The sequence below is a fragment of the Serratia sp. PF-27 genome (assembly GCF_030053255.1).
GTDB classification, from domain to species: Bacteria; Pseudomonadota; Gammaproteobacteria; order Enterobacterales; family Enterobacteriaceae; genus Serratia; species Serratia bockelmannii.
In genome coordinates, this window is record NZ_JASGBT010000020.1 from 155,823 (window position 1) to 182,037 (window position 26,215).

The 26,215-nt window shown below is 61.5% G+C and carries 26 protein-coding genes; 15 read left to right on the plus strand and 11 right to left on the minus strand.

The features are described 5' to 3' along the window. The first annotated feature begins 9 nt into the window (after positions 1 to 9). Both QMZ29_RS13700 and QMZ29_RS13705 read left to right on the plus strand, forming a co-directional pair. Entirely contained in the window at positions 10 to 600 is a 591-nt protein-coding gene (locus QMZ29_RS13700; protein WP_004939094.1) for a LuxR family transcriptional regulator, read from the plus strand. A 186-nt stretch (positions 601 to 786) separates the two neighbouring features. Continuing rightward, on the plus strand, positions 787 to 2,412 hold the full coding sequence (locus QMZ29_RS13705) for an FMN-binding glutamate synthase family protein (RefSeq protein WP_025302112.1): 1,626 nt from the start codon (positions 787 to 789) through the stop codon (positions 2,410 to 2,412). Positions 2,413 to 2,521: 109 nt separating this feature from the next. On the opposite strand, the gene betA is transcribed toward QMZ29_RS13705, so the two are convergent. The 3 genes from betA to betI form a co-directional block, all read right to left on the minus strand. Further along, positions 2,522 to 4,189 carry a choline dehydrogenase gene (gene betA, locus QMZ29_RS13710; protein ID WP_049295261.1) on the minus strand — a complete coding sequence of 556 codons (1,668 nt, stop codon included), beginning with the start codon at positions 4,187 to 4,189 and terminating at the stop codon, positions 2,522 to 2,524. A 134-nt stretch (positions 4,190 to 4,323) separates the two neighbouring features. Continuing rightward, complete coding sequence (gene betB, locus QMZ29_RS13715; RefSeq protein ID WP_025302110.1) at positions 4,324 to 5,796, minus strand: betaine-aldehyde dehydrogenase; 1,473 nt, start codon at positions 5,794 to 5,796, stop codon at positions 4,324 to 4,326. A 14-nt stretch (positions 5,797 to 5,810) separates the two neighbouring features. After that, positions 5,811 to 6,413, minus strand: coding sequence for a transcriptional regulator BetI (gene betI / locus QMZ29_RS13720; RefSeq protein ID WP_025302109.1), 603 nt, complete (start codon positions 6,411 to 6,413; stop codon positions 5,811 to 5,813). 400 nt (positions 6,414 to 6,813) lie between these two features. Here betI and QMZ29_RS13725 point away from each other — a divergent pair, with 400 nt between their 5' ends. After that, complete coding sequence (locus tag QMZ29_RS13725) at positions 6,814 to 8,853, plus strand: choline transporter (RefSeq protein WP_004939112.1); 2,040 nt, start codon at positions 6,814 to 6,816, stop codon at positions 8,851 to 8,853. A gap of 44 nt (positions 8,854 to 8,897) precedes the next feature. On the opposite strand, the gene QMZ29_RS13730 is transcribed toward QMZ29_RS13725, so the two are convergent. The 4 genes from QMZ29_RS13730 to QMZ29_RS13745 are packed head-to-tail and all read right to left on the minus strand — an operon-like array spanning position 8,898 to position 11,168. Continuing rightward, the gene (locus QMZ29_RS13730; RefSeq protein WP_004939115.1) at positions 8,898 to 9,368 is read right to left on the minus strand and encodes a YkgB family protein; all 471 of its coding nucleotides are present in this window, start codon (positions 9,366 to 9,368) and stop codon (positions 8,898 to 8,900) included. Positions 9,369 to 9,419: 51 nt separating this feature from the next. Continuing rightward, on the minus strand, positions 9,420 to 9,710 hold the full coding sequence (locus QMZ29_RS13735) for a pentapeptide MXKDX repeat protein (RefSeq protein WP_025302107.1): 291 nt from the start codon (positions 9,708 to 9,710) through the stop codon (positions 9,420 to 9,422). A gap of 59 nt (positions 9,711 to 9,769) precedes the next feature. After that, positions 9,770 to 10,546, minus strand: a complete 777-nt coding sequence (locus tag QMZ29_RS13740; RefSeq protein WP_025302106.1) for a molybdopterin-dependent oxidoreductase — start codon at positions 10,544 to 10,546, stop codon at positions 9,770 to 9,772. Positions 10,547 to 10,556: 10 nt separating this feature from the next. After that, positions 10,557 to 11,168 (minus strand): cytochrome b/b6 domain-containing protein, encoded by a 612-nt coding sequence (locus tag QMZ29_RS13745; protein WP_261423937.1) that lies wholly within the window; start codon positions 11,166 to 11,168, stop codon positions 10,557 to 10,559. 150 nt (positions 11,169 to 11,318) lie between these two features. Between QMZ29_RS13745 and QMZ29_RS13750 the strand changes: the two genes are divergently transcribed. Then, positions 11,319 to 12,032 carry a winged helix-turn-helix domain-containing protein gene (locus QMZ29_RS13750; RefSeq protein WP_025302104.1) on the plus strand — a complete coding sequence of 238 codons (714 nt, stop codon included), beginning with the start codon at positions 11,319 to 11,321 and terminating at the stop codon, positions 12,030 to 12,032. A 3-nt stretch (positions 12,033 to 12,035) separates the two neighbouring features. After that, positions 12,036 to 13,502 carry a sensor histidine kinase gene (locus tag QMZ29_RS13755; protein ID WP_049208889.1) on the plus strand — a complete coding sequence of 489 codons (1,467 nt, stop codon included), beginning with the start codon at positions 12,036 to 12,038 and terminating at the stop codon, positions 13,500 to 13,502. Between the two features lie 13 nt (positions 13,503 to 13,515). Here the strand turns inward: QMZ29_RS13755 and QMZ29_RS13760 are convergent, their stop codons facing one another. After that, positions 13,516 to 14,934: a heavy metal sensor histidine kinase gene (locus QMZ29_RS13760; RefSeq protein ID WP_197835452.1), complete on the minus strand. Its 1,419-nt coding sequence runs from the start codon at positions 14,932 to 14,934 to the stop codon at positions 13,516 to 13,518. Beyond that, a complete protein-coding gene (locus tag QMZ29_RS13765; RefSeq protein WP_021504273.1) occupies positions 14,931 to 15,602 on the minus strand; it encodes a heavy metal response regulator transcription factor in 672 nt (223 codons plus the stop codon). Before QMZ29_RS13765 ends, QMZ29_RS13760 begins: the two co-directional genes overlap by 4 nt. A 140-nt stretch (positions 15,603 to 15,742) precedes the next feature. On the opposite strand from QMZ29_RS13765, the gene QMZ29_RS13770 reads away from it, so the two are divergent. The 4 genes from QMZ29_RS13770 (at position 15,743) to QMZ29_RS13785 (ending at position 18,446) form a co-directional block, all read left to right on the plus strand. Next, positions 15,743 to 16,369 (plus strand): hypothetical protein, encoded by a 627-nt coding sequence (locus QMZ29_RS13770; RefSeq protein ID WP_025302101.1) that lies wholly within the window; start codon positions 15,743 to 15,745, stop codon positions 16,367 to 16,369. 13 nt (positions 16,370 to 16,382) lie between these two features. Continuing rightward, on the plus strand, positions 16,383 to 16,988 hold the full coding sequence (locus tag QMZ29_RS13775; RefSeq protein ID WP_049203409.1) for a cytochrome b/b6 domain-containing protein: 606 nt from the start codon (positions 16,383 to 16,385) through the stop codon (positions 16,986 to 16,988). Next, positions 16,981 to 17,748, plus strand: a complete 768-nt coding sequence (locus QMZ29_RS13780) for a molybdopterin-dependent oxidoreductase (RefSeq protein WP_025302099.1) — start codon at positions 16,981 to 16,983, stop codon at positions 17,746 to 17,748. The genes QMZ29_RS13775 and QMZ29_RS13780 overlap by 8 nt, the downstream gene beginning before the upstream one ends. 122 nt (positions 17,749 to 17,870) lie before the next feature. Continuing rightward, positions 17,871 to 18,446 carry a hypothetical protein gene (locus tag QMZ29_RS13785; protein ID WP_060432716.1) on the plus strand — a complete coding sequence of 192 codons (576 nt, stop codon included), beginning with the start codon at positions 17,871 to 17,873 and terminating at the stop codon, positions 18,444 to 18,446. A 101-nt stretch (positions 18,447 to 18,547) separates the two neighbouring features. Here QMZ29_RS13785 and ygbI read toward each other — a convergent pair whose 3' ends face one another. Continuing rightward, complete coding sequence (ygbI, locus tag QMZ29_RS13790; RefSeq protein ID WP_025302098.1) at positions 18,548 to 19,318, minus strand: DNA-binding transcriptional repressor YgbI; 771 nt, start codon at positions 19,316 to 19,318, stop codon at positions 18,548 to 18,550. A gap of 283 nt (positions 19,319 to 19,601) precedes the next feature. Between ygbI and ltnD the strand changes: the two genes are divergently transcribed. The 6 genes from ltnD (at position 19,602) to QMZ29_RS13820 (ending at position 25,253) form a co-directional block, all read left to right on the plus strand. Then, entirely contained in the window at positions 19,602 to 20,516 is a 915-nt protein-coding gene (gene ltnD / locus QMZ29_RS13795; RefSeq protein WP_261423943.1) for an L-threonate dehydrogenase, read from the plus strand. Further along, positions 20,516 to 21,775 carry a 3-oxo-tetronate kinase gene (gene otnK / locus QMZ29_RS13800; protein ID WP_282981104.1) on the plus strand — a complete coding sequence of 420 codons (1,260 nt, stop codon included), beginning with the start codon at positions 20,516 to 20,518 and terminating at the stop codon, positions 21,773 to 21,775. The genes ltnD and otnK overlap by 1 nt, the downstream gene beginning before the upstream one ends. Next, positions 21,772 to 22,404: a 3-oxo-tetronate 4-phosphate decarboxylase gene (gene otnC / locus QMZ29_RS13805; protein ID WP_038629064.1), complete on the plus strand. Its 633-nt coding sequence runs from the start codon at positions 21,772 to 21,774 to the stop codon at positions 22,402 to 22,404. The genes otnK and otnC overlap by 4 nt, the downstream gene beginning before the upstream one ends. Before the next feature lie 3 nt (positions 22,405 to 22,407). Then, entirely contained in the window at positions 22,408 to 23,184 is a 777-nt protein-coding gene (gene otnI, locus QMZ29_RS13810) for a 2-oxo-tetronate isomerase (protein ID WP_261423945.1), read from the plus strand. A gap of 104 nt (positions 23,185 to 23,288) precedes the next feature. Further along, entirely contained in the window at positions 23,289 to 24,659 is a 1,371-nt protein-coding gene (locus QMZ29_RS13815; protein WP_048795956.1) for a GntP family transporter, read from the plus strand. Between the two features lie 63 nt (positions 24,660 to 24,722). Continuing rightward, a complete protein-coding gene (locus QMZ29_RS13820) occupies positions 24,723 to 25,253 on the plus strand; it encodes a GNAT family N-acetyltransferase (protein ID WP_025302092.1) in 531 nt (176 codons plus the stop codon). A 4-nt stretch (positions 25,254 to 25,257) separates the two neighbouring features. On the opposite strand, the gene QMZ29_RS13825 is transcribed toward QMZ29_RS13820, so the two are convergent. Beyond that, positions 25,258 to 26,130, minus strand: coding sequence for a LysR family transcriptional regulator (locus QMZ29_RS13825; RefSeq protein ID WP_261423953.1), 873 nt, complete (start codon positions 26,128 to 26,130; stop codon positions 25,258 to 25,260). Positions 26,131 to 26,215: the final 85 nt, after the last annotated feature.

Sequence of the window (26,215 nt, forward strand, 5' to 3'; positions counted from 1 at the left end):
GTTTGCCCTATGTCTAAAAACAACGTTCTTGTGATTAGTGAGTGTAAGTACAGCTATGTTGGCCTGTCGGTGCTGCTAAAGAAACACTACGGCGCGTACGATATCCGCCTGTTTTCCGATTTCATGCACGGCGGCGCCAAAGCAGAGAAGATCACCAAGCACGATATTGCGCTGATTTTCACCTCGCAAAACCTGGAACAGAGCGTCAACGTGATCGAAAGCCTGGTGTCCCTGCATCAGCAGTACAACAGCAAGACGCGCCTGCTGGTGTTTTATGACGACGAGCGGGTAGTGAAACTGTTGTCGATCCTGGGGATTTCCGTCGAGTTGGTCTCCACCCGCATTCCGCTTTATTCGCTGCAGGAAAAAATCCAGCGGCTGCTGGAAAGCAAGGAACCGGGCGGTATCCGGGTGCAGAAAACCCGCGAGCTCAGTCCGGCGGAAAGCGACGTGATCTTCAACCTGCTGCGTGGCGACAGCCTGCTGCACATTGCGGAAAAGCGCGGCACGCACCCGAAAACCATCTTCTCGCAGAAATACAGCGCGATGAAAAAACTGCGGCTGCGCAGCATGAGCACCATCTTCGTCGCCGGCAAATAAATACCCAGGCTTGTTGCGCGGTTCGCCGCGCGGCAACCCGCCCCCCCTTCCGTCACGTTAAATTAATGTAACAACTGGCGACAAAGCAGCAACAGACACACAACATCCCCTCCTGTTGGTTACGATTTGCACACGGATTATCCGTGAGTCATGTCGTGTGGATTAAAATAAACATCAGGAGATGTTATGAAGTCGTCCTTATTCAGCCGCTATACCTGCTTTGTGCTGAGCATCTTGCTCACCCTGGTTTTCTTGATCATGATGCACAATCATCCGTGGTTCTGGCTGCCGGCCCTGGCCTGCGGTTGCCTGATGGTGCTGGGTATCTACGATCTCACGCAGCAACGCCACGCCATTTGCCGCAACTACCCGATCATCGGCCGCTTGCGCTTCTTCTTCGAGTTCATCCGCCCGGAACTGCGCCAGTATTTCCTCGAGCAGGACAATGAAGAAATCCCGTTTTCGCGCACCCAGCGCACGCTGGTGTATCGCCGGGCGAAAAACGAGATGGGCGACAAGCCGTTCGGCACCCTGCTAGATGTGTACCAAACCGGCTATGAGTGCATCGGCCATTCCATGCGGCCGGTGGAAGCCGCCGATCCGACCAGTTTTCGCGTCACCATCGGCGGCGCCGACTGCCGCCAGCCCTACTCCGCGTCAATCTTCAACATTTCGGCGATGAGCTTCGGCGCGCTCTCCGCCAACGCCATCCGCGCGCTCAACCTCGGCGCGGCCAAAGGCAACTTCTACCACGACACCGGCGAGGGCAGCATCAGCCGCTATCACCGCGAAAACAACGGCGATCTGGTGTGGGAGCTGGGCAGCGGCTATTTCGGCTGCCGCACCGCCGACGGCCATTTCGATCCGCGCCGCTTTGCCGAACAGGCGCAAAGCCCGCAGGTGAAAATGATTGAAATCAAGCTCAGCCAGGGCGCTAAACCCGGCCACGGCGGCATTCTGCCGGCGAAGAAGGTGGATGCGGAAATCGCCGCCACCCGCGGCGTGCCGGAAGGCGTCGATTGCATCTCGCCGGCCTCGCACAGCGCCTTCACCACCCCGCTGGAAATGATGCAGTTCATCCAACAGCTGCGCGAGCTGTCAGGTGGCAAACCGGTCGGTTTCAAGCTGTGCATCGGCCACCCGTGGGAGTTCGTCGCCATCGTCAAGGCGATGCTGCACACCCGCATTCTGCCGGACTTTATCGTGGTGGACGGCAAGGAAGGCGGCACCGGCGCCGCGCCGCTCGAACTCTCCAACTATATGGGCATGCCGCTGCGCGAAGGGCTGCTGTTCGTGCATAACACGCTGGTGGGCTGCGGCCTGCGCGACCAAATCAAGATTGGCGCCAGCGGCAAGATCATCAGCGCCTTTGACATCGCCAGCGTGCTGGTGCTCGGCGCCGACTGGGTGAATTCGGCGCGCGGCTTTATGTTCGCCGTCGGCTGCATCCAGTCGCAAAGCTGCCACACCAACCACTGCCCGACCGGCGTCGCGACGCAAGATCCGCTGCGTCAGAAGGCGTTGGTGGTGCCGAACAAGGCGGAGCGCGTCTATCACTTCCATCAAAATACGGTGAAAGCGCTGGCGGACATGCTGGCGGCGGCCGGCGTCAGCCGCCCGGAGCAGCTGACCTCGCACCATATGCTGCGCCGCATCACGCCGACCGAGATCAAGGTGTATGCCGATATCTATTACTACCTGGAGCCGGGCGCGCTGCTGCAGCCGGAGATCAAAAGCGAGTTCTACGCCCGCATGTGGCGCATGGCGACGCCCAACAGTTTCGATCAGGCGATCTCGCTGCCGGCGGCATGATGGGATAAGGGATAAAAAGAGAGTTGCCCCCTCGCCTTGGGGAAGAGCATATGGAGAGGGGTTGCTTGCTACGGCGGCCCTCCCCCTCAACGGCGAGAGGGCGTGTCGGTTACTGCTTGCGCACCGGCGCATCGCCGGCGACGTAGTAGTCGGCGGTGCTACGCGGCAGCGGCGCACGCTGGCGAATGCGATCGGCGATCTTCTCGGCGATCATGATGGTGGTGGCGTTCAGGTTGCCGGTGATGATCAGCGGCATAATCGACGCATCCACCACCCGCAATCCTTCCATGCCGTGCACCCGGCCCTGGCCGTCGACCACCGCCATCTCATCCTCGCCCATCTTGCACGAGCAGGACGGGTGGAAGGCGGTTTCGGCGTGCTCGCGCACAAAGGCGTCCAGCTGTTCGTCGGTCTGCACGTCCGGCCCTGGGCTTATCTCGCGGCCGCGGTATTCGTCCAGGGCCGGCTGCGCCATGATTTCGCGCGTGATGCGGATAGCGTCGCGGAACTCCTGCCAATCCTGTTCAGTCGCCATGTAGTTGAACAGAATGCTCGGGTGCTGACGCGGATCTTTCGATTTCACCTGCACCCGGCCGCGGCTCGGCGAACGCATCGAGCCGACGTGCGCCTGGAAGCCGTGCTCTTTCACCGCGTTGCTGCCGTTATAGTTAATCGCCACCGGCAGGAAGTGATACTGAATGTTCGGCCAGGCGAACTCTGCGCGGCTGCGGATGAAGCCGCCGGCCTCGAACTGGTTGCTGGCGCCGACGCCTGTGCCGTTGAACAGCCACTCCGCACCGATCTTCGGCTGGTTAAACCATTGCAACGCCGGGTACAGCGACACCGGTTTCTTGCAGGCGTATTGCAGGTACATCTCCAGGTGGTCCTGCAGGTTTTCTCCGACGCCCGGCAGATCGTGCACCACGTTGATGTCCAGGCTTTTCAGCAGCGCCGCCGGGCCGACGCCCGAACGCTGCAGAATTTGCGGCGAGGCGATGGCGCCGGCGCACAGCAGCACTTCGCGGCGCGCTGTGGCGTGAGTCAGCTGATTGCTGTCGCCCTGCAAATACTTGACGCCCACCGCACGCTTGCCGTCGAACACGATATGGTCGGTAAGCGCATGGGTGACGATTTTCAGGTTCGGCCGCGAACGCGCCTGATCCAGATAACCGCGGGCGGTGCTAGCGCGGCGCCCTTTCGGGGTCACGGTGCGATCCATCGGGCCGAAGCCTTCCTGCTGGTAACCGTTCAGATCGTCGGTGCGCGGATAGCCCGCCTGCACGCCGGCTTCCACCATGGCGTGGAACAGTTCGTTGTTACCGGCCTTCGGCGTGGTGACGCTCACCGGGCCATCGCCGCCGTGGTAATCGTTCGGGCCGATATCGCGCGTTTCCGCCTTGCGGAAATACGGCAGGCAGTCCAGATAGGTCCAGTCTTCCAGACCCGGCGCCTTGGCCCAGTTGTCGAAATCCATCGCGTTGCCGCGAATATAACACATGCCGTTGATCAGGGACGAACCGCCCAGCCCTTTGCCGCGGCCGCATTCCATTCGGCGGTTGTTCATGTGCGGCTCAGGATCGGTTTCATACGCCCAGTTATAGCGGCGGCCCTGCAGCGGAAACGCCAGCGCAGCCGGCATCTGAGTACGGAAATCCATCCGGTAATCGGGGCCGCCGGCTTCCAGCAGCAGCACGCTGACGTCGGCGTCCTCGGTCAATCGGGTGGCTAACACGTTGCCGGCGGAACCGGCACCGATAATGATGTAGTCAAATTCCATTCATTATCTCCTTACTTTATAGGCCTGCACGATGCGAAAACGCGAAGCGCTGATCCGCAGCAGGCGGTGTATTTGGCTCTCGAGGAGTGTCGGCCGCAGCCAACGCGGCTGCGGCTCGAAAGGCGACGGGAAGATCAGAATACCGAGGCGTATTCGCCCAGCTCGACCTGCACCGATTTGATCTGGGTGTAGTGCTCCAGCGTGGTCAGGCCGTTTTCGCGGCCGACGCCGGACTGCTTATAGCCGCCGACCGGCATTTCCGCCGCCGACTCGCCCCAGGTGTTGATCCAGCAAATGCCGGCTTCCAACTGATGAATCACGCGGTGTGCGCGGGCCAGATCGTGGGTCACCACGCCCGCGGCCAGGCCGAATGTGGTGTCGTTGGCGCGGCGCACCACTTCCTCTTCACTCTGGTAGCTGAGAATGCTCATCACCGGCCCGAAGATCTCCTCGCGCACGATTTCCATCTCGTCGCGGCAGTCGCTGAATACCGTCGGCGCCACATAAGCGCCCTTGCCGAATTCGCCATGGGTGACGCGTTCGCCGCCGCACAGCAGGCGCGCGCCGCTGTTCTTACCGCTTTCGATAAAGCGCAGCACCGACTCCATGTGCGCGAAGCTGACCAGCGGCCCGAAGTTGGTCTGCGGATCGGTCGGATCGCCGAGGCGAATGCGCTTCACGCGTTCGAGGATCTTCGCCTCAAACTGCGCCTGCAGCGCCGCCGGCACAAAGACGCGGGTGCCGTTGGTGCACACCTGGCCGGAGCTGTAGAAGTTGGCCATCATGGCGATATCGGCGGCACGATCCAGATCGGCGTCGTCGAAGATAATCAGCGGCGACTTGCCGCCCAGCTCCATGGTGACTTCCTTCAGCGTCGAACCCGACGCGTTGGCCATCACCTTCTTGCCGGTTTTCACCCCGCCGGTGAAAGAGACTTTGGCGATGCCCGGATGGTCGGTCAGGTACTGCCCCACCTCCGCACCGCTGCCGGTCACCACGTTGAATACGCCGTCCGGCAGGCCGGCTTCGGTGTAGATTTCCGCCAGCTTCAACGCCGTCAACGACGTAACTTCACTCGGCTTGAAGATCATCGCGTTGCCCGCCGCCAGCGCCGGCGCGGACTTCCACAGCGCGATTTGAATCGGGTAGTTCCAGGCGCCGATGCCGGCCACCACGCCCAGCGGTTCGCGGCGGGTGTAAACGAACGAAGTGTCGCGCAGCGGGATCTGCTCGCCTTCAATGGCCGGGATCAGGCCGGCATAATACTCCAGCACGTCGGCGCCGGTGACGATGTCCACCGCGGTGGTTTCCGACATCGCTTTGCCGGTATCCAGCGTTTCCAGCGCCGCCAGTTCATCGTTGCGCTCGCGCAGAATATCCACCGCGCGACGCAGGATGCGCGAACGCGCCATCGCCGTCATCGCCGCCCACACCTTCTGCCCGCTGGCCGCGCTGGCCACCGCACGATCGACGTCTTCAGCGCCGGCGGACTGGACTTCAGCCAGAACTTCGCCGTTCGCCGGGTTAATGGCGTTGAAGGTTTTTCCAGCGGTGCTGTCTACATAGGCGCCATGAATATAGAGCTTCTGCAAGCCAAAACGGGACATAGGATCTCCTTGAGTTAGCCTCCGGGCGGCGTTTGCCCCCGGAGTTGGAACGTGATGTATTCGGTCGTGAGCGTCAACGCCTGCGACTGATTGAACGCCGAGCCGCGCAGCGCGCTGCGCAGCCACAGCCCATCGATCAGTGCCGCCAGCCCCTTGGCCGCCAACCGCGCCTGCGGCTGCGGCATAACGCGGCGAAACTCGGCGCACAGGTTGGAATAAAGCCGGCGGCCGTTCACCTGTTGCAGCCGGTTGAGCTGCGGCTGGTGCAGGCTGCTGGCCCAAAAGGCCAGCCAGGTCTTCATCGCCGCGCTGTTGATCTGGCTGTCGTCGAAGTTGCCGGCGACGATCGCCTGCAGCCGCGCCGCCGGGCTGTTATCGGTCAGCGCCTGCAACCGCAGCTTCACCGCCTCGCCCAGATGGCTGATCAGATAGCGCATCGTGGCTTCCAGCAGGCCGTTCTTGTCCTTGAAATAATGGCTGATGATGCCGTTGGAAACGCCGGCCCGCCGCGCGATCTGCGCGATGGTGGCGTCATGCATTCCCACTTCGTTTACCGCGGCGAGCGTGGCATCAATCAACTGCTGCCTTCTGATTGGCTGCATTCCTACCTTTGGCATATTTCGACTCTCACAAAACCGACTTCGGCCTTATCTCAGCGGGCAAATTTCACTGCCGTTTCGCCCGTGATTCAGGTCATCATGAGGACTATTAAACTTTTTTTTGATTGAACGTTCAATAAAAATTGCATATATTTTATTGCCGCCTGGTTAAAAATTTGTACTATCTGGTTGTGGAACTGGCTGATTTTTGTGAGGTAATTAACGAATCTGACCAAAATCAGTGGCTGTAAGCGGTTCCCGCCACGAAGCGCTCCGGTGCTTCAGCAACAGGCGAAAGCGGCGTTTTTCAGGCCATTCCCATGGGGATGGTCGCCGCCTTCATTCGCCCGTTTTCCGGCGGCGCCAACGCGCCCCGAAATGCGGAGCGGCACGATTTTACTCAGTTCAGAGGATGACGATGACAACACGCGAAACCTCCTCCAAACCGCAGCAGGACCGCCTCAACCCTGTGGTTTTCTTCACCTCGGCGGGGCTGATCCTGGCCTTCTCGCTGATGACCATCTTTTTCACCGACTTCTCAGGGCAGTGGATCACCCGCACGCTGAATTGGGTGTCGACCACCTTCGGTTGGTACTACCTGCTGGCGGCGACGCTGTACATCGTGTTCGTGGTGTTTATCGCCGCCTCGCGCTTCGGTTCCATCAAGCTCGGGCCGGAACAGTCCAAACCGGAGTTCAGCCTGATGAGTTGGGCGGCGATGCTGTTCGCCGCCGGCATCGGCATCGATCTAATGTTCTTCTCGGTCGCCGAGCCGGTGACCCAGTACATGATGCCGCCGGAAGGCGACGCGCAAACGCTGGAGGCCGCCCGCCAGGCGATGGTCTGGACGCTGTTCCACTACGGCCTGACCGGCTGGTCGATGTATGCGCTGATGGGCATCGCCCTCGGCTACTTCAGCTATCGCTACAATCTGCCGCTGACCATCCGCTCGGCGCTGTACCCGATCTTCGGTAAGCGCATCAACGGCCCGATCGGCCACAGCGTGGACATCGCCGCGGTGCTTGGCACCATCTTCGGCATCGCCACCACGCTGGGCATTGGCGTGGTGCAGCTCAACTACGGCCTCAAGGTGCTGTTCGAGATCCCGGAAAACCTGACGGTGCAGGGCTCGCTGATCCTGCTGTCGGTGATCATGGCCACCATCTCGGTCACCTCGGGGGTCAACAAGGGCATCCGCATCCTGTCCGAGCTGAACGTGCTGCTGGCGCTGGGCCTGATCCTGTTCGTGCTGTTCTTCGGCGACACCGAGTTCCTGCTCAACGCGCTGGTGCTCAACGTCGGCGATTACGTCAACCGCTTTATGGGCATGACGCTCAACAGCTTCGCCTTCGATCGGCCGGTGGAGTGGATGAACAACTGGACGCTGTTCTTCTGGGCCTGGTGGGTGGCGTGGTCGCCGTTCGTCGGCCTGTTCCTGGCGCGCATCTCGCGCGGGCGCACCATTCGTCAGTTCGTGGTCGGCACGCTGATCATACCGTTCGTGTTTACCCTGCTGTGGCTGTCTATCTTCGGCAACAGCGCGCTGTACCAGATCATCCACGGCAACGCCGAGTTTGCTCAGGAAGTGATGCAGTTCCCGGAACGCGGCTTCTACAGCCTGCTGGCGCAATACCCCGGCTTCACCTTCAGCGCCTCGGTGGCCACCATCACCGGCCTGCTGTTCTACGTCACCTCGGCGGACTCTGGCTCGCTGGTGCTGGGTAACTTCACCTCGCGCCTGGCCGATATCAATAATGATGCACCGAACTGGCTGCGGATTTTCTGGTCGGTGGCCATCGGCCTGCTGACCATCGGCATGCTGATGACCGACGGCGTACCGGCGCTGCAGAAAACCACGGTGATCATGGGCCTGCCGTTCAGCTTCGTGATCTTCTTCGTGATGGCCGGGCTGTATAAATCGCTGCGGGTGGAAGACTACCGCAAGGCCAGCGCGCTCAGCACCCTGGCGCCGGTGCCGGTCTCCAGCCACGATGTGCTCAATTGGAAACAGCGTCTGTCGCGGGTGATGAACTACCCGGGCACGCAGTACACGCAGAAAATGCTGGATAAGGTTTGCCGCCCGGCGATGCAGGACGTGGCGCGCGAGCTGGAGTTGCGCGGCGCGAAAGTGGAGTTCAGCGAAGTGCCGCCGACCGAAGACGAGCGCCTGAACCACCTGGAACTGCTGGTGCACCTGGGCGAGGAACAGAACTTCATCTATCAGATCTGGCCGATGCGCTACTCGGTGCCGGGCTTCACCTACCGCGCCCGCTCCGGTAAATCGCACTACTACCGGCTGGAAACCTTCCTGATGGAAGGCACCCAGGGCAACGACCTGATGGACTACAGCAAGGAACAGGTGATTGGTGACATTCTCGACCAGTACGAGAAGCACCTGAACTTCCTGCACATTCATCGCGAGGCGCCGGGGGGCACCCTGACCTTCCCGGATATGTGATGGCCGAGAAATAACCACAGGGCGTAGCCAGGCTACGCCCTTTTTTATGCCTGCTCGGCCGGTAAATCGGCCTTCAGCAGCACCAGGGAACCGGCCAGCAACACCAGATCCTTAATTAAAAAACTGGTGGCCCCGGCCATGGCGGGAAACCCGCCGGCGGAGGGCTCCCAGGCACCCGGCGTGGAAAAGATCAGCGTCAGCGTGGTCAGGTAGGTCACCGTCGATCCGATCGCCCCCAGCAAACCCAGCCGCCGCGACCAGAACCCCGCCAGCAACAGTAAACCGAAGCTCCATTCGGCGACGCCCAATGCATAACTGGCGCCGCGAATGCCGAACGCCTGATGCATCCAGCTCAGCAGCGGGCTGTTGCCGATCAGAGGCACTAACCCCTGCGCTTCGTAATCAAACCATTTGGCGTAGCCGAAGGCGGCGAAGATCACCACCAACGCCGCACGCATAAAGATAACGTCCCCGTTCGAGCGCCGAAAGCGCCGCAGCCATGTCGCCAGCATCATCCTCTCTCCTTATGTTGCCCGCAGCCGCTTGCGGCCGCGGGGTGAGGCGGCTTAGTGCCCCATCGCGTCCTTTTTCATCTCGTCTTTCTTCATACCGTCTTTGGCCATACCGTCTTTCGCCATACCCTCTTTTTTCATGGCGTCTTTGCCCATTTTGTCTTTCTTCATGCAGTCCTTGCCCATGCACTCTTTCTTCATCCCATCTTTCGCCATGCCGTCGTGCGACATCTGGCTCATGCCGTCCTTTTTCATCGCGTCTTTGCTCATGCCGTCCGCGGCGTTGGCGCCGGCCACACCCAGCATCAGCGCGCTGCACATCATCATTGCGAATAACTTTTTCATGGTATTTCCTTCCGTCATGTCAAAGGCACCGGAGTGCCGGAGAATGGCCGGCGGCCGCCTCAGCTGCCGCCAAACCAGTTGTAACCCTGATCTTCCCAGTAACCGCCCGGGAAGCGGTTGGTGACCTCGATCACCTGAATGTGCTTCGGATTCTTGTAGCCCAGCTTGGTCGGCATGCGCAGCTTCATCGGATAGCCGTACTTGCGCGGCAAGATCTGGCCGTCGTAGGTCAGCGCGATAATCGTCTGCGGATGCAGCGCGGTGGCCATGTCGATGCTGGTGTAGTAGTCATCGGCGCATTTGAAGCTGACGTAGCGGGCGCTCAGATCCGCGCCGATCGCCTTGAGAAAGGTGGCGAACGGCACACCGCCCCACTTGCCGATGGCGCTCCAACCCTCAACGCAAATATGGCGCGTCACCTGGCTGACCTGCGCCATCCGATGCAGCTGCGGCAGGCTCCAGGCGCGCTTGTCCTGCACCAACCCCGCCACTTCCAGCCGATAGTCGTCGCCGTTGATGTCCGGCGCGTCCTCCTCGGCGTAAAAAGCGTTGAACGGGAACGGACGGGTGATCATCGATTCCGGGTAGACCGGCGCCAAACGATCGCCGTTGAACAGCCAGCCCTGCACCCGATCGTTGAGGCGCGAAATGCGGCTTAGCGCTTGCTCAACGTTGGCGTTGTCGCTGAGATCGCAGCCGGTGAGCATGGCGATGCCGCCCAGCGTCAGGCCATTGCGCAGAAAGCGGCGGCGCGAAGACGCGCTCAGCAAGCGCTGCGCTTCTTTGACGATCGTCTGCCCTTCGCCAATCGTCATGATCGGTTTATCCTTTTTCATCGTGAACTCCTTAACGTCCGCGCAGCATGGCCAGCAGAGTACGCGGCACCAGCGCCACCATCACCAGGTGGATCGCGACGAAGGCCACCAGCGCCGACATGGCGAAAAAGTGGATATAGCGCGCCGCCTCATAGCCGCCGAGCAGCGCGCGCAGCAGCGGAAACTGCACCGACTTCCACAGCACCAGTCCGGACAATGCGCTCAGCACGCCGAGGATCATCACCGACAGATAGGCCACGCGTTGCACCATGTTGTAATGGCGCAGGTCGGCGTGCTGCAGCCTGCCGCGCAGCGCAGCGCCGACATCGGCGAGAAACTGCTTCGGGCTGAGCGGCCAATATTTGCGTTTGAAGCGCCCGCTGGCCAGGTTGAGCAGCAGATAGCACAGCCCATTGACGCCGAACAGCCACATGCCGGCGAAGTGCCACTGCAGCGCGCCGCCCAACCAGCCACCGAGCGTCAGCTCGTTGAGAAAGCTGAAGTTGAACAGCGGCGAGGCGTTGTAGATGCGCCAGCCGCTGGTGACCATGATCAGCATCGCCAGCGCATTCAGCCAATGCGTCAACCGCAGCCACAGCGGATGCACCGTCTGTCGTTGTTCCGGGGTAAGAGTGAGGCTCATAAAGATTCCTGCCAGCTAACGATGCGATGGGCCGAGTATTCACCGGATTTGTTCCCCAAGACCTCACGCAAAGTTAAATAAAATGTGATAACTCCGCCGGTGGGGGTTGTGTAGACTTCAAAGAGGATCGGGCAATCAGCGGTAATGAGAATGGACAAGCCAAAACGAATTTTGATCGTCGAGGACGACGGCGACATCGCCGAGCTGCTGCAGCTGCATCTGCGTGACGAGGGTTACGCCATCAGCCACGCCGCCGACGGTAACCGAGGCATGGCGATGCTGGAACAGGGCGGCTGGGATGCCCTCATCCTCGATCTGATGCTGCCGGGCGTGGACGGATTGGAGATTTGCCGCCGGGCGCGCACCATGACGCGCTACACGCCGATCATCATCACCAGCGCGCGCTCCAGCGAGGTGCATCGCGTGTTGGGGCTGGAGCTGGGCGCCGATGACTATCTGGCCAAACCCTTCTCCATGCTGGAGCTGGTGGCACGAGTCAAGGCGCTGTTTCGCCGCCAGGAGGCCATGAGCCGTAACCTGCGCATGGACGCCGGCGTGCTCAGCTTCAACGATCTGACCATCGACCCCATCGCCCGCGAGGTGCACCTGCACCAACAACCGGTCGAGCTGACGCCGCGCGAATTCGACCTGCTGTATTTTTTCGCCCGCCATCCGGGCCAGGTGTTCTCGCGCCTCAGCCTGTTGAATCAGGTTTGGGGCTATCAGCACGAAGGGTATGAGCACACCGTCAACACCCATATCAACCGGCTGCGCATCAAGATCGAGCGCAACCCGGCAGAACCCGAGCGCATCCTCACGGTGTGGGGCATGGGCTATAAATTCGCGGCCACGCCGCATGAGTGAGCCATGAAAAACCTTACGTTAGCGCAACGCCTCACGCTGATCTTCACGCTGCTGATCGTCATCGGCTGCGCCTTTTCCGGCTGGATGCAGGTACGCAGCAGCACCCAGTACAGCCAGGCGGTGATCCAGCGCCTGTCCGGCAACCTGGCGCAGCATATCGCCGACAGCAATCCGCTGCTGGGGGTGAACGGGCCGGATCCTCAGGCGGTGCATACCCTGTTCGACCAGCTGATGGCGGTGAACCCCAGCGTGGAGGTTTACCTGCTCGACAAACAGGGCGCGATTATCGGCAACGCCGCGCCGGCCGGGCATCTGAAGCGGCAGCGGGTCGCGCTGGCGCCGCTGCAGGCGCTGCTCGATGGCGCGCAGATGCCGGTGTATGGCGACGATCCGCGCAGCGCGGACGGGCGCAAGGTGTTCAGCGTCGCGCCGCTGAAGGTCGACGGCCGGGTCGAAGGCTATCTGTACGTGGTCTTGCTCGGCGAAGAGTACACGGCGCTGGCCAGCAACGCCCAGTTCAACTCGGCGGTCAGGATGGCGCTGTGGACTTCTGGGTTGATGGTGCTGTTCAGCCTGCTGGCCGGCGGTTTCGCGTTTTATTGGGTAACGCGCCCGATCCGTCGCCTGACCCGGCAGGTCAGCGCGCTGGACAGCGGCGGCATCGAAGCGGTGCAGGCCTACGCGGCGCTGCCGGCGGTACGGGCCGGGCGCGACGAAGTCAGCCAGCTGCAACAGGCCTTCCACCGCATGGCGCAGCGCCTGGCCGAACAGTGGCAAACGCTGGCGCAGCAGGATCGGCTGCGGCGTGAATTCATCGCCAACGTCTCGCACGATCTGCGCACCCCGCTCACTTCGCTGCATGGCTATCTGGAGACGCTGTCGGTTAAGGCCGCCACCCTGAGCGAAGCCGATCGGCGGCGCTATCTGGAGATCGCGCTGGCGCAAAGCCGCAAGGTGGGCAAGCTGGCGCAGGAGCTGTTCGAGCTGGCTCGATTAGAGTATGGCGTGGTGAAGCCGCAGAAAGAGCCCTTCTCCCTCAGCGAGCTGTTGCAGGACGTGTTCCAGAAGTTCGAGCTGGCGGCAGAGGCGCGCAACCAGCGGCTGCACGCCGACATCGCTCCCGGCATTCCGCCGGTGTTCGCCGATCTCAGCATGATTGAGCGGGTGCTGACCAACCTGTTGGACAACGCCATTCGCCATACGCCGCCCGGCGGCGACATCGGCGTGCGGCTGTGGCGGCAGGACGATCGGGTCATGGTCCAGGTCAGCGACAGCGGCCCCGGCATTCCGCAGACGCTGCGCGCCGATCTGTTCGTGCGCCCGTCTGTTCTGAGCGGCGCCCGGCGCCCTTCCGGCGGACTGGGGTTGATGATCGTGCGGCGTATTCTGCAGCTGCACGACAGCGATATTCAGCTGATCGAACAAGCGCAAAGCGGCGCCTGCTTCCGCTTCGCCATTCCGCCGCGTTAACACGGCACAACGGTTATTGTGCGATCGGGAACCGCAGGCTGAAGAGGATGCTGGCGACAGGCGCGCGCCCGATACATTCGGCGCGCACCTCACCGCCGTGCAGCGTCATGATGGCGCGCACGATAGACAGCCCCAGCCCACTGGCATGATTGCCGGCGCTGCGTGCGGGATCGGCGCGATAGAAACGATCGAACAATTTTTCCAACTGTGCCGGCGCGATCGGCTGCCCCTGATTGATGACCTGCACCCACCAGGCATCGGCGCGCCGTTCAGCCCGCAGGACGATCAGGCTGTTTTCGTCGGCATAACGTACCGCGTTGGCCACCAGGTTGCTCAGCGCCCGCTGGAACAACATCGCGTCCGCCTCCAGCGCGCCTTCCCCTTCGCAGCTCAACGCAATGCCGCGCTCTTCCGCCAGCCCTTCGAAGTAATCCGCCACCCGCCGCAGCTCCAGCGCCACATCCAGGCGGCTGTAGTTTAGCGCAGACTGCGCCTCGCCGGCGCGCGCCAGAAACAGGATATTTTCCACCATGCGGGAAATGCGCTCCAGCTCATCCATATTGTTCGACAGCAGGGTTTCGTACTCCTCCACGCTGCGGGGCTGGTAAAGCGCCACCTGGCACTGGCCCATCAACGCCCCTACCGGCGTGCGGATCTCATGGGCCAGATCGGCGGAAAATTGCGTCAGCCGCTGATAGCCTTCATTCAACCGATCGAGCATCGCATTGAACGAACGGGTCAGCTGCTGCAACTCCTTCGGCGCCCCCTGCTCGCTGAGGCGTGTCGACAGCGTATTGGGCGCAATCTGCGACGCCTGCGCCGCCATGCGCCATAACGGCTTCAATCCCCGCCGCATGACCCCATAGCCCAGCAGCGCAATCAGCAGGAAAGCCACCGCGACCGCCGCGACGATGCGCCACAGGTAACGCGCCAGCATCTTCTGCTCGTTGGCCATCACATGCGCGGCGGAGATCTGCAACAGGCTGCCGTCTTCCAGACGCACCATCGCCGAAGCGGCGCGCAGCGGCACCCCCTGCGCCGTTTCTCCGCCGCGTATGGCGGCCAACGTCTGCGCCTGTTCAGGCGGCGTCGGCGCGATCGGCGGCAGGGCCACCCTGGCGGGGTTCACGTTGATGAGCGGTTTTTGCCCCGGGATTTGGAAAATCAGCACGTCCTGTTCATTGCCCAGCATGTTTTCAAACAGGCCGTTATTGGCGGTCAGGCGCGCCAAAGGAAAGCGCTGCCCCAGTAAATGGCGGAAATACTCTACGCGCCCGGTCACCTGCAGATCGCTGCGCAGCGTCATTTCCTGGCGCATGGCGCTAAACAGATACCCGCCTGTCCCGCTCACCACCAACGCGGCCACCAGCGCGAACAGCGTAGCGGTGCGCAGCGTCAGCGACACCGGCCGACGTGACGTGCGCCCGCTCACGAGCGTGGCTCGCAGACATAGCCGATGCCGCGCACGCTGTGGATCAGCTTGACGTCGAACGGCCGGTCGATTTTGGCGCGCAGGCGTTTGATCGCCACGTCAACCACATTGGTGTCGCTGTCAAAATTCATGTCCCACACCTGAGAGGCGATCTGCGTGCGCGACAGCACTTCGCCCTCGCGCCGCACCAGCAGGTGCAGCAGCATGAACTCCTTGTTGGTCAACGGGATCACCTGATCCTGGCGCACCGCCCGGCGGCGCAGCACGTCCAGCTGCAGATCGGCGATAGCGTAATGATCGGCTTCGCGCGCCGGCCCGCGGCGCAGCAAGGTGCGCAAACGCAATACCAGCTCGGTGAACGAGAACGGCTTGATAAGATAGTCGTCCGCGCCCAGCTCCAGACCGTGAATGCGATCCTGTACGCCATCGCGGGCGGTGAGAAACAGAATCGGCACGTCGCTTTTCTTGCGCAGCACCTCGATAATCTGCCAACCATCCAGCCCCGGCAGCATTACATCGAGCACGATCGCATCGTAGTCCTGCTCCAACGCGCGAAACAATCCGTCGGTGCCGGTGCGCGCCAAATCGACGCCGTACCCCGCCTCACCCAGCCCTTTCTTCAGGTAATCCCCTGTGCCGATATCGTCTTCAACTACCAGTATTCGCATGCTCACCACCTCGTTACGTCTGCAAAAATACTAGCAGCTTCGGCGGACAAACTTGATGACATTAATGTCATCAAACGGCCATGGCGCTGACCCAGTAGGTCAACCATGCTTAACCGGCAAACTCATTTCAGGAGAACGTTATGATTACCCGTCATCGTATAGCCGGTTTACTGTTGTCCACGTTACTGCTTTCCAGCGGATTGGCCGCCGCCGCCCAACCGCCGGGCAAGGTGATTGCGCCGCTGCGCGGCACCATCACGCAGGTTGCCGACGGCAATCTGCAGCTGACCGACCGCAAGGGCGAGACACTCAGCGTCAAGCTGAACGATCAGACCAAAGTGCTCAGCGTTTCCAAAGCCACGCTGGACGATATCAAACCGGACAGCTTTATCGGCACCGCCGCCGTGCCGCAGCCGGACGGCACGCTCAAAGCGCTGGAAGTGCACGTGTTCGCCGCCAGCCTGCGCGGCACCGGCGAAGGGCACTCGGCCTGGGAATCCGCCGACGGCAAAGTGGACACCATGACCAACGGCACCGTCGGTAAACTGGTGAAATCCAACGGCCGCACCCTGACCGTCACCTACGGCAACCAGCAGAAAACCGTCGTCGTGCCGGAAGACGTGCCGATCGTGACGCTGGATCCGGGCGATCTGAGCCTGCTGAAACCGGGCGTGCACATCGTGCTGTTCTCCGCCGCCGACGATAAGGGCGAACGCATCGCCACCCGCATTTCCGCCGGCAAAGACGGCACTGTGCCGCCGATGTAACCGGAGGAAAGCCATGAAGACCAACGCGTCGCCGCCGGTGCATCGCTGGCCGGTTCGAATCACTCATTGGATCAACCTGTTCGCCATGGTGTGCATGTTCATGAGCGGTTGGGAAATCTACAACGCCTCGCCGCTGTTCGATTTCCGCTTTCCGCCGCAGATGACGCTGGGCGGTTGGCTGGGCGGCGCGATTGGTTGGCATTTGGCGGTGATGTGGCTATTGGCGCTCAACGCCGTCTGCTATCTGTTGTGGAGCCTGTTCAGCGGTCATTTTCGCCGCGATCTGTTGCCGCTTCGCCTCGGCGCGCTGCGGCAGGATATCTGGCTGGCGTTGACGCTGCGCCTGCGCCACCGGCATGGCCGCTATAACGCCATTCAGAAACTGATGTACCTCGGCGTACTGGCGCTGGGGCTATTACTGGTGCTGTCCGGCCTGGCGATTTGGAAGCCGGTTCAGCTGCAGGGATTGGTCGCCCTGTTTGGCGGCTTCGATTTCGCGCGCTACGTGCATTTCTTCGCCATGGCCGGCATTGGCCTGTTTGTGGCGATCCACGTCTTTATGGTGGCTGTCGTGCCCAAAACCCTGTGGGCGATGATAACGGGTGGCAAACATGAATGAGAAAAAACCGCGGGCAACCGCGCCAAAACTGGAACCGGACCAAAAAAAGCAACTGGTCAATCTGCAGCGCCGCCTGATGTTGCGCTCCGGGCTGACACTGGGCGGCATCGCCATGCTCACCGGTTGCAACCTGCAAGACGGCGATCGGGTGGATAAGGTGCTGTGGGCCATGTCACGCTGGAACGACCGGGTGCAGGCCTGGCTGTTCAGCGGCCAGCGGCTGGCGCAAACTTACCGGCCGGACCAGATCACCCACCCTTTCCCCTTCAACGCGTTTTACCCGGAATACAACGTCCCCGAGATCGATCTCGCCGGCTACCGGCTTGAAGTCGCGGGGAAGGTGGAGAAAAAAGCCCCCTGGACGCTGGAACAGCTGCAGCGGCTGCCGCAGCAAAGCCAGATCACGCGTCTGATCTGCATTGAGGGCTGGAGCGCCATTGGTCAATGGGGAGGCGTGCCGCTGCGCACCTTTCTGCAGCACGTCGGCGCGGATCTGAATGCCGGTTACGTCGGCTTCAAATGCGCCGATCGTTACTACGCCAGCCTCGACATGGCCACCGCGCTGCACCCGCAGACCATCTTGGCGCTGGATTTCGGCGGCAAGGCGCTGCCGGCTGACTATGGCTACCCGTTGCGGCTGCGCGTGCCGACCAAACTGGGGTTCAAAAACGCCAAACATATCGCCGCGATCTTCGTCAGCGACGTCAATCCAGGCGGGTATTGGGAAGATCAGGGCTACAACTGGTTCAGCGGCATTTAGTTTTGCGCGGCGCTGCGCACAACTTTCATCGGCGGCTGGAGGATCGTCTCCGCCGCGGTTAATAATCTGTTCGTCACAAAGGGGATAACTATAGGAAAAATAATAGTAAAAAGGATTTTATCATGGATATTGATGTGAGGGAGATCAATGCGCGACCTGTCACGGAGTATAGGTACCGAATAACAGTTTATAAAAAAGCCAGCAGCGTTGCTGCGTATTACCTTGATTTTAAAAAAGCGACGTTAAGGATGCGTCAATGGCTTATTGGGGCGTATCCTGCCCCGGAAGTATTGGACAATGCTTACGTCATGGAACTGTACGATGTAAGAGCATTGGAAACCCGCGCCGAAGTAACCAGATCCTTATTTGATACCTATACCAGGATGGCGTACACCCGAGATGAACGAGAACAACTCTTCATTAATGGCATCGGCCTGGCGATCGTCACTTTTGTGGCGCAATACCAAGCAAGATTGGTTTTCAGCGTACCGCTCAGGCCAGCATTAGCCAGAATTTACGACTCGCTCTTGAAAAAACACGCGCATCGCGTACATTATTTGTACAACCAAGCGCTTATTGAGGACGGATTATATGTCATCGAAATCCCGCCTGTTAACGGCAGAATCCCACCCAATCCCTATGAGCATGAAGGAACGGCACCAAAAAGAGATGCAAGCCTTCCACGAAGAATGGGCTGAACAAAGGCGCCGCGAATGGCGTGAACGCGGCGGCGTTGAAGCCAGTGAACCGCCCGCACGTAGCATCGATACCGAACTTTCATCCTGATTCCGGTTCGTCCTTATTCTTCTTCTCCCGCCGTCAGCAATGCAATCCCCGCTTGCTCAATGGCCTCCCGCGCGGCGGCGGGCAACCCCTCGTCGGTAATGACAGCGTCAAAGGCAGCAATCGGCAGCGCCAGGTAGGTCGCGACCTTGCCGTATTTGGACGTATCGCTGAGCAGAATGCGGCGGCGGCTGGCCTCGACGATGGCCTTCTTCACCATCACCTTGTCTTCGTTCGGCGTCGACAGGCCGCGCATGCTCCACGAAGAGGCGGAGATAAACGCCAGATCGATAAACAGACCGCGCAGCGCCTGCGCCGCCGCTTCGCCAACGCAGGAACGGTTTTCCCGGCACACCGTGCCGCCGGTGTGGATGATTCGGCACTGGCTATGCTCTATCAGGAACCCGGCGATGACAAAGTCGTTGGTCACCACCGTCAAATCTTCACGTTCACCGATCTGTTTCGCCAGCGCCAGCGTGGTGGTACCGGCATCCAGATAAATACAGCTGTTGGCGGGAATTTGCCGCGCCGCCAGCCGGCCAATGGCGATTTTCTGCCGGCTGAACATCCCTTCTTTGGCCTGGTGCGAAGGTTCGCTTGCCACTCGCTCAGGCGCCTGCACGCCGCCCGAGACCGACTGCACCGCGCCCTGTTCCTCCAGCTTTTGCAAATCGCGGCGGATCGTCATGTGCGACACCCCCAGCCGTTCGGTCAGCTCGGCAATGCTGACGACGCCGCGTTCGGATACCAGCGCAAGAATTTGTTGATGGCGTTCTACAGGTATCACGGTTCCCTCTCGTTGCTGCGGTGATAATAATTGTGATTTTACGTCAATTTTCGTTCGCCGATAGCCCTAATTTTTCGCGGCGTGACGGCGAGCGCAGTTAGGTCAGGTAAACATAATCTTATTTAAAAACATAATAGTAATGTTGATACGGACCAGAAATCACCCGAAAAATTCGTTTCACACATTGTTAATTATTGTGATATCGATCGCGGATAAACGGCCACTAAGCGCTTACATTTAACACAACAAAACAAATTATCACTAAAATTAACAGGAGTGCAGTATGACACACCCAGGGAATTATGCCGTTTGCGTCATCGGGCTGGGGGCGATGGGCATGGGCGCGGCGCGCTCGTGCCTCCGCGCCGGATTGACCACCTACGGGGCGGACCTGAATCCGCAGGCACTGTCGGCGCTGCAACAGGCCGGCGCTAAGCAAACGTCCTCCCGCGCGTGCGACTTCGCCGCCGAGTTGGACGCCGTGCTGCTGCTGGTGGTGAACGCCGCCCAGGTGAAGCAGATCCTGTTCGGCGAACAAGGCCTGGCGCCAAAGCTCAAGCCGGGCACCGCGGTGATGGTCTGTTCGACCATTTCCGCCGATGACGCCAAACAGATCGAGCAACGGCTGCTGGACTACGGGCTGCCGATGCTGGATGCGCCGGTTTCCGGCGGAGCGGCCAAGGCAGAGGAAGGCCAGATGACGGTGATGGCCGCCGGCGCAGACGCCACCTTCGAGCGCCTGCAACCCGTGCTGGACGCCATCGCCGGCAAGGTTTACCACATCGGCGAAACGATCGGCCTGGGCGCGACGGTAAAAATCATCCACCAGCTGTTGGCTGGCGTACACATCGCCGCCGGCGCGGAAGCCATGGCGCTGGCCGCCCGCGCCGGCATCCCGCTGGACGTGATGTACGACGTGGTCACCCACGCCGCCGGCAACTCCTGGATGTTCGAAAATCGCATGCGCCACGTGGTCGACGGCGACTATACGCCCAAATCGGCGGTGGATATCTTCGTCAAGGATCTGGGGCTGGTGGCGGATACCGCCAAGGCGCTGCATTTCCCGCTGCCGCTGGCCTCCACCGCCTTCACCATGTTTACCGCCGCCAGCAACGCCGGCTACGGTAAAGAAGACGACAGTGCGGTAATCAAAATCTTTGCCGGCATTGATTTTCCGCAAAAAAAGGAGGCGCTCTGATGCTGCTTGGCGTAATCGCGGATGACTTTACCGGCGCGACCGACATCGCCAGTTTTCTGGTGCAAAATGGCCTGCCGACGGTGCAGCTGAATGGCGTGCCGCAAGACGAAACGCAAATAAACGCACAGGCGGCGGTCATTAGCCTGAAATCGCGTTCCTGCCCGGCAGAGCAGGCGGTCGAACAGTCGTTGCAGGCGCTGGCCTGGCTGCAAGAACAGGGCTGCCGTCAGTTCTACTTCAAGTACTGCTCCACCTTCGACAGCACCGCACAGGGCAATATCGGCCCGGTGACCGATGCTCTGCTCGCCGCGCTGGGAGAAAATTTCACGGTTGTCTCACCGGCGTTGCCGGTAAACGGCCGCACGGTCTATCAGGGCCACCTGTTTGTCGGGGAACAGCTGTTGTCTGAATCCGGCATGCGTCATCACCCGGTCACGCCAATGACTGACAGCAACCTGCTTCGCCTGATGGAATCCCAGGCCACCGGACGCTGTGGGTTGGTGGCGGCGGCAGAAATGGATCGCGGCGCCGAGGCGGTCAGCGAGAAGCTGCAGCAATTGGCGCAGGACGGCGTGCGCTACGCAGTGCTGGATACGCTCAACGAACGGCATCTGCTCACCCAGGGTGAAGCGTTGAAAACGATGAAGCTGGTGACCGGCGGTTCGGGCCTGGCGATCGGCCTGGCGCGTCAATGGGCGCAGAATGGCGAACGTTCGGCAGAGGCGGCCGGTGCGCCGCAGGGGGAAAAAGCGGCGGTGCTGTCGGGCTCGTGTTCTGTGATGACCAACCGGCAGGTGGCGCACTACCGTGAACGCGCGGCGGCGCAGGCCATCGATATCGGCCGCTGTCTCGATCCGCAGGCGCGAGCGGCCTACGCCGCCGAGTTGGCGCATTGGGCGCAGCGCCATGCCGGGGAAGCGCTTGCCCCGCTGATCTACGCCACTGCATCGCCGGAGTCGCTGCAGCAAACGCAACAACGGCATGGCGCCGCCGCCAGCGAAGCGGTAGAAGCCTTGTTCGCCGAACTGGTGGGGCAACTGCATCAGTTGGGGTTCAACCGCTTTATCGTCGCCGGCGGCGAAACCTCCGGCGTGGTCACGCAGGCGCTGGGCATTCGCGGCTTCCATATCGGCCCCAGCATTTCCCCCGGCGTTCCCTGGGTGCGCGCCAGCGATCGGGCCATTTCCCTGGCGTTGAAATCAGGCAATTTTGGCGATGAAGCCTTCTTCTCACGCGCGCAAACGGAGTTTTCAGTATGAGCATGACCACCGAACAGCAGGCGCGTGAAGAGATGGTGCGCCTGGGCGCCTCGTTTTTCCAACGCGGCTACGCCACCGGCTCTGCCGGCAACCTCTCGCTGTTGCTGCCGGACGGCGCGCTGCTGGCGACGCCGACCGGCTCCTGTCTCGGCGAGTTGCAGGCCGACCGCCTGTCTAAAGTGAGCCTGAACGGCGACTGGCTCTCCGGCGACAAACCGTCGAAAGAGATCAGCTTTCATCGGGCGCTCTATCTGAACAACCCGGAATGCAAAGCGGTCGTGCACTTGCATTGCACCTACCTCACGGCGCTCTCTTGCCTGCAGGGGCTGGACGCCGACAACGCCATCAAACCGTTCACCCCCTATGTGGTGATGCGCGTCGGCAAGGTGCCGGTGGTGCCTTACTACCGGCCCGGCGACGAAAGGCTGGCACAGGATCTGGCCCGCCTGGCGCCGACCCACCGTGCCTTTTTGCTGGCCAACCACGGGCCGGTGGTGACCGGTAAAGACCTGCGAGCGGCGGCGGACAATGCCGAAGAGATGGAAGATGCGGCGCGACTGATCTTCACCCTCGGCGATCGTCCGATCCGCTATTTGACCGATGATGAAATTGCCGAATTACGGAGCTGAACCATGCCTAAATTTGCCGCCAATTTGTCGATGATGTTTACTGAGGTGCCATTCCTCGATCGCTTCGCCGCCGCTGCCGCACAGGGCTTCAACGCGGTGGAATTCCTGTTCCCTTACGAGCATCCCGCGGAGCTGTTGGCCGAGAAGCTGCGCGAACACGGCCTGCAACAAGTGCTGTTCAACACCGCGCCCGGTGATGCCGCCACCGGTGAGTGGGGGCTGGCGGCGCTGCCGGGCCGCGAGCGGGATGCGCGCGCCGATATCGATCGCGCGCTGGCCTACGCCATCGCCCTTTCCTGCCCCTGCGTGCACCTGATGGCCGGCGTAGTGCCCGCGGGCGCTGATCGACAGCGTGATCTCGACACCTTTATCGCCAATGCGCGCTATGCCGCCGACGCCTTCGCCCCGCACGGCGTCAAGGTGCTGATCGAAGCGCTCAGCCCGCCGGTCAAGCCCGACTACCTGTTCGCCAGTCAACATCAGGCGGCGGAAGCGGTGGCGGCGATCGAAAGACCGAACGTGTTCATTCAGTTCGACTTTTTCCACGCGCAGTTGGTGGACGGCAATATCAGCGGGCTGCTGGAGACGCTGGCCGGGCGCTACGCGCATATCCAGATAGCCTCGGTGCCGGATCGCCATGAGCCTGACGAGGGCGAACTGAATTACCCGTGGCTGTTCGACAAGCTGGATGCGCTCGGCTATCAGGGCTGGATCGGTTGCGAATACCGCCCGCGCGGCGACACCGCCGCCGGGCTCGGCTGGCTGAAGCCTTACCGCTAAAGCCGCACGCCGACACCAGGAAATCGATTTTATAACAATGAAACGCACCCGTATCGCCTCGCGGCGATCGCGGTGCCAACGCTTACCCAACGAAAGGCTTTTTCATGTCTACCTCTCTGCTGTTGCTGATTGCCGTACTCGGCGTGGTGCTGCTGTTATTGATGGTGATTAAGGCGAAGGTGCAGCCCTTTGTCGCGCTGTTGGTGGTCAGTCTGCTGGTGGCGTTGGCCAGCGGCATTCCGACCGGTGAAGTGATGAAAGTAATGACCGCCGGGATGGGCGGCGTGCTCGGCTCGGTGACCATCATCATCGGTCTGGGGGCGATGCTCGGGCGCATGATCGAACACTCAGGCGGCGCCGAGTCGCTGGCGCAGCGCTTCAGCCAGGGGCTGGGGCCGAAACATACCGTCGCCGCGCTGACCCTCGCTGCATTTATCCTCGGCATTCCGGTGTTCTTCGACGTCGGCTTTATCATTCTGGCGCCGATTATTTACGGCTTCGCCAAGGTCGCCAAAGTGTCACCGCTGAAGTTCGGCCTGCCGATGGCCGGCGTGATGTTGACGGTACACGTCGCGCTACCGCCACACCCCGGCCCGGTCGCTGCCGCCGGCTTGCTCAACGCCGACATCGGTTGGCTGACCATCATCGGCCTCGCGATCTGTATCCCGGTCGGCGTGATCGGCTATTTCGCCGCCAACTACCTCAACCGCAAAACCTATCCATTATCGATAGAGGTGCTGGAACAGCTGCAGCTGGCGGCGCCGGAGCCGCGTCCGGAAGGGCAAGCGCCCCTCAGCGATCGCATCAACCCGCCTGGCGCCGGCCTGGTGGCGGCGCTGATCGTCATCCCGATCGCCATCATAATGCTCGGCACCGTCTCCGCCACGCTGTTGCCGGCAGGTTCGGCGCTGCGCGATGCGCTGTCTCTGCTGGGCTCGCCGGCGGTGGCGCTGATGATAGCCCTGCTGCTGGCCTTCTATTTCCTGGCGCTGCGCCGCGGCTGGAGCCTGCAACACGCCAGCGACGTGATGGGCGCCGCGCTGCCGACCGCCGCGGTGGTGATCCTGGTGACTGGCGCGGGCGGCGTGTTCGGCAAGGTGCTGGTGGAATCCGGCGTCGGCAAGGCGCTGGCCGAAGTACTGACGGCCATCGGCCTGCCGCTGGTACCCGCCGCCTTTATCATTTCGCTGGCGCTGCGCGCTTCACAGGGTTCCGCCACCGTGGCGATCCTGACCACCGGTGGCCTGTTGTCGGAAGCGGTCAGCGGGCTGAATCAGCTGCAGCTGGTGCTGGTGACGTTGGCGACCTGTTTTGGCGGGCTGGGGCTTTCCCACGTCAACGACTCCGGTTTTTGGATCGTCACGCGCTATTTGGGGCTGTCGGTGGCCGATGGCCTGAAGACCTGGACGGTGCTGACCACCCTGCTCGGTCTGAGCGGCTTTCTGTTCACCTGGCTATTGTGGCTGGCGGTGTGATTTCTCTGGCATACTGAACGCCGTTGTTTTTCATCGCCTTTCACCCTGTGCAGGAGCAGCAACATGACCGTAATCAACACCGCGCCAACGCTTGTCACCGAACGCCTGCGGCTGGACGCACACACGCTGGACGACTTCGACTCGCTGGCCGCTCTGTGGGCCGATCCGCTGGTGGTACGCTATATCGGCGGCACCCCGCGCGACCGAGAAGACTCCTGGGGGCGCCTGATGCGCTACGTCGGCCACTGGGCGCTGTTGGGGTACGGGTATTGGGCGGTGCGTGACAAACAGAGCGGCGAGTATCTCGGCAGCATCGGCTTCTCCGACTTCCTGCGCGACATCACCCCAGCGCTCGATGCGCCGGAGATGGGCTGGACGCTGGTGAGTTCGGCGCACGGCAAAGGCTATGCCACCGAGGCGCTGCGGGCGGCGCTGGCCTGGGGGAAAACGCACCTGCCGGGGGAAAAAACCGTCTGCATCATCTCGCCTGAAAACCAGGCTTCGCTGGCGTTGGCGAAAAAGGTCGGCTTCAGCGAAAGCCACCGCAGCGAGTATCACCAGAGCCCGATCGTGGTGATGCATTGCCCGCTTTGAATGCCTAAGCGCGTTGTACCGCCAACGCCGTCTGAATGAAGTTGTCCCGCAGCGCGTCGGTGCGCTGCGGATCCCAGGCGATACCGACCTGCCACTCCGTCTCCTCGCCGCTCAGCGGTAAAATGTCGATGCCGGCCGGCGCGATATGCGTGATGCTGTGCGGCAGCAGCGCGACACCGACGCCGGCGGCGACCAGCGCCAACAACGTTTGGATATCACCGGCCTGCTGCACCACGTTCGGCGTCAACCGGTGAGCGGCGATAAACCGCAGCGACTGATCGCTCAGCCCGCGCCCGCGTTTCGGCGTCAACTGCAACAGCGGCAGCAGATTGAAACGCGCCATCAGGTCGTCGGCACGTAGCGCCAGCGCACCCGGCGCAGCCAGCACCAACCGATCGCTCAACAACGCGACGCCGCACAGCGGCGTATTGACCGGCAAGCGCACGAACCCCGCCTGCAACTCTCCCTGCAGCAACAGCTGATACTGCCGTTCGGACGGCAAGTCTTCCAGGCCGATCGCCACCTCGGGAAACCGTTGGCGAAAGGCGGCCACCAGCTGCGGCGCCAGATGAAAGCTGGAAAGGCCAAATCCCAGCGACAGCCGCCCCGCTTCCCCGAGCGCCACCCGCCGAGCGCGCTGCTGAAACTGCTGGTACTGCGCCACCAGCACCTGCGCCCCCGGGTAGAGCCGCTGCCCGCCGGCGGTGAGCACCGCCCCCTGTCGGCCACGCTCGAACAATCGAACGCCGAGCTGGGTTTCCAGCGCCTGAATTTGCTTGCTCAGCGCCGGTTGGCTGATGCATAGCCGGCTCGCCGCCTGACGATAGTTGCCCTGTTCGGCCAGCGCCACCAGGGCGCGCAGTTGTTTTATATCCATTCCATTAAGTTATCGAATAGGGAATTTAATTGATTATACAGTAATCAATTCGCCTGCTGTAATCAACGCAGACCCTAACCGGAGA

Excerpts from the sequence above, each read along its gene's own strand:
- QMZ29_RS13745 (WP_261423937.1), bottom strand. The coding sequence starts at position 11,168 with ATGAGCCTCACTCTTACCCCGGAACAACGACAGACGGTGCATCCGCTG.
- betB (WP_025302110.1), bottom strand. The coding sequence starts at position 5,796 with ATGTCCCGTTTTGGCTTGCAGAAGCTCTATATTCATGGCGCCTATGTA.
- betA (WP_049295261.1), bottom strand. The coding sequence starts at position 4,189 with ATGGAATTTGACTACATCATTATCGGTGCCGGTTCCGCCGGCAACGTG.
- QMZ29_RS13705 (WP_025302112.1), top strand. The coding sequence starts at position 787 with ATGAAGTCGTCCTTATTCAGCCGCTATACCTGCTTTGTGCTGAGCATC.
- QMZ29_RS13775 (WP_049203409.1), top strand. The coding sequence starts at position 16,383 with ATGAAGACCAACGCGTCGCCGCCGGTGCATCGCTGGCCGGTTCGAATC.
- QMZ29_RS13815 (WP_048795956.1), top strand. The coding sequence starts at position 23,289 with ATGTCTACCTCTCTGCTGTTGCTGATTGCCGTACTCGGCGTGGTGCTG.
- QMZ29_RS13820 (WP_025302092.1), top strand. The coding sequence starts at position 24,723 with ATGACCGTAATCAACACCGCGCCAACGCTTGTCACCGAACGCCTGCGG.
- otnK (WP_282981104.1), top strand. The coding sequence starts at position 20,516 with ATGCTGCTTGGCGTAATCGCGGATGACTTTACCGGCGCGACCGACATC.
- QMZ29_RS13755 (WP_049208889.1), top strand. The coding sequence starts at position 12,036 with ATGAAAAACCTTACGTTAGCGCAACGCCTCACGCTGATCTTCACGCTG.
- otnC (WP_038629064.1), top strand. The coding sequence starts at position 21,772 with ATGAGCATGACCACCGAACAGCAGGCGCGTGAAGAGATGGTGCGCCTG.
- QMZ29_RS13750 (WP_025302104.1), top strand. The coding sequence starts at position 11,319 with ATGGACAAGCCAAAACGAATTTTGATCGTCGAGGACGACGGCGACATC.
- QMZ29_RS13735 (WP_025302107.1), bottom strand. The coding sequence starts at position 9,710 with ATGAAAAAGTTATTCGCAATGATGATGTGCAGCGCGCTGATGCTGGGT.
- QMZ29_RS13785 (WP_060432716.1), top strand. The coding sequence starts at position 17,871 with ATGGATATTGATGTGAGGGAGATCAATGCGCGACCTGTCACGGAGTAT.
- QMZ29_RS13780 (WP_025302099.1), top strand. The coding sequence starts at position 16,981 with ATGAATGAGAAAAAACCGCGGGCAACCGCGCCAAAACTGGAACCGGAC.
- QMZ29_RS13825 (WP_261423953.1), bottom strand. The coding sequence starts at position 26,130 with ATGGATATAAAACAACTGCGCGCCCTGGTGGCGCTGGCCGAACAGGGC.
- QMZ29_RS13725 (WP_004939112.1), top strand. The coding sequence starts at position 6,814 with ATGACAACACGCGAAACCTCCTCCAAACCGCAGCAGGACCGCCTCAAC.
- QMZ29_RS13765 (WP_021504273.1), bottom strand. The coding sequence starts at position 15,602 with ATGCGAATACTGGTAGTTGAAGACGATATCGGCACAGGGGATTACCTG.
- betI (WP_025302109.1), bottom strand. The coding sequence starts at position 6,413 with ATGCCAAAGGTAGGAATGCAGCCAATCAGAAGGCAGCAGTTGATTGAT.
- QMZ29_RS13700 (WP_004939094.1), top strand. The coding sequence starts at position 10 with ATGTCTAAAAACAACGTTCTTGTGATTAGTGAGTGTAAGTACAGCTAT.
- QMZ29_RS13770 (WP_025302101.1), top strand. The coding sequence starts at position 15,743 with ATGATTACCCGTCATCGTATAGCCGGTTTACTGTTGTCCACGTTACTG.
- otnI (WP_261423945.1), top strand. The coding sequence starts at position 22,408 with ATGCCTAAATTTGCCGCCAATTTGTCGATGATGTTTACTGAGGTGCCA.
- QMZ29_RS13740 (WP_025302106.1), bottom strand. The coding sequence starts at position 10,546 with ATGAAAAAGGATAAACCGATCATGACGATTGGCGAAGGGCAGACGATC.
- QMZ29_RS13730 (WP_004939115.1), bottom strand. The coding sequence starts at position 9,368 with ATGATGCTGGCGACATGGCTGCGGCGCTTTCGGCGCTCGAACGGGGAC.
- ltnD (WP_261423943.1), top strand. The coding sequence starts at position 19,602 with ATGACACACCCAGGGAATTATGCCGTTTGCGTCATCGGGCTGGGGGCG.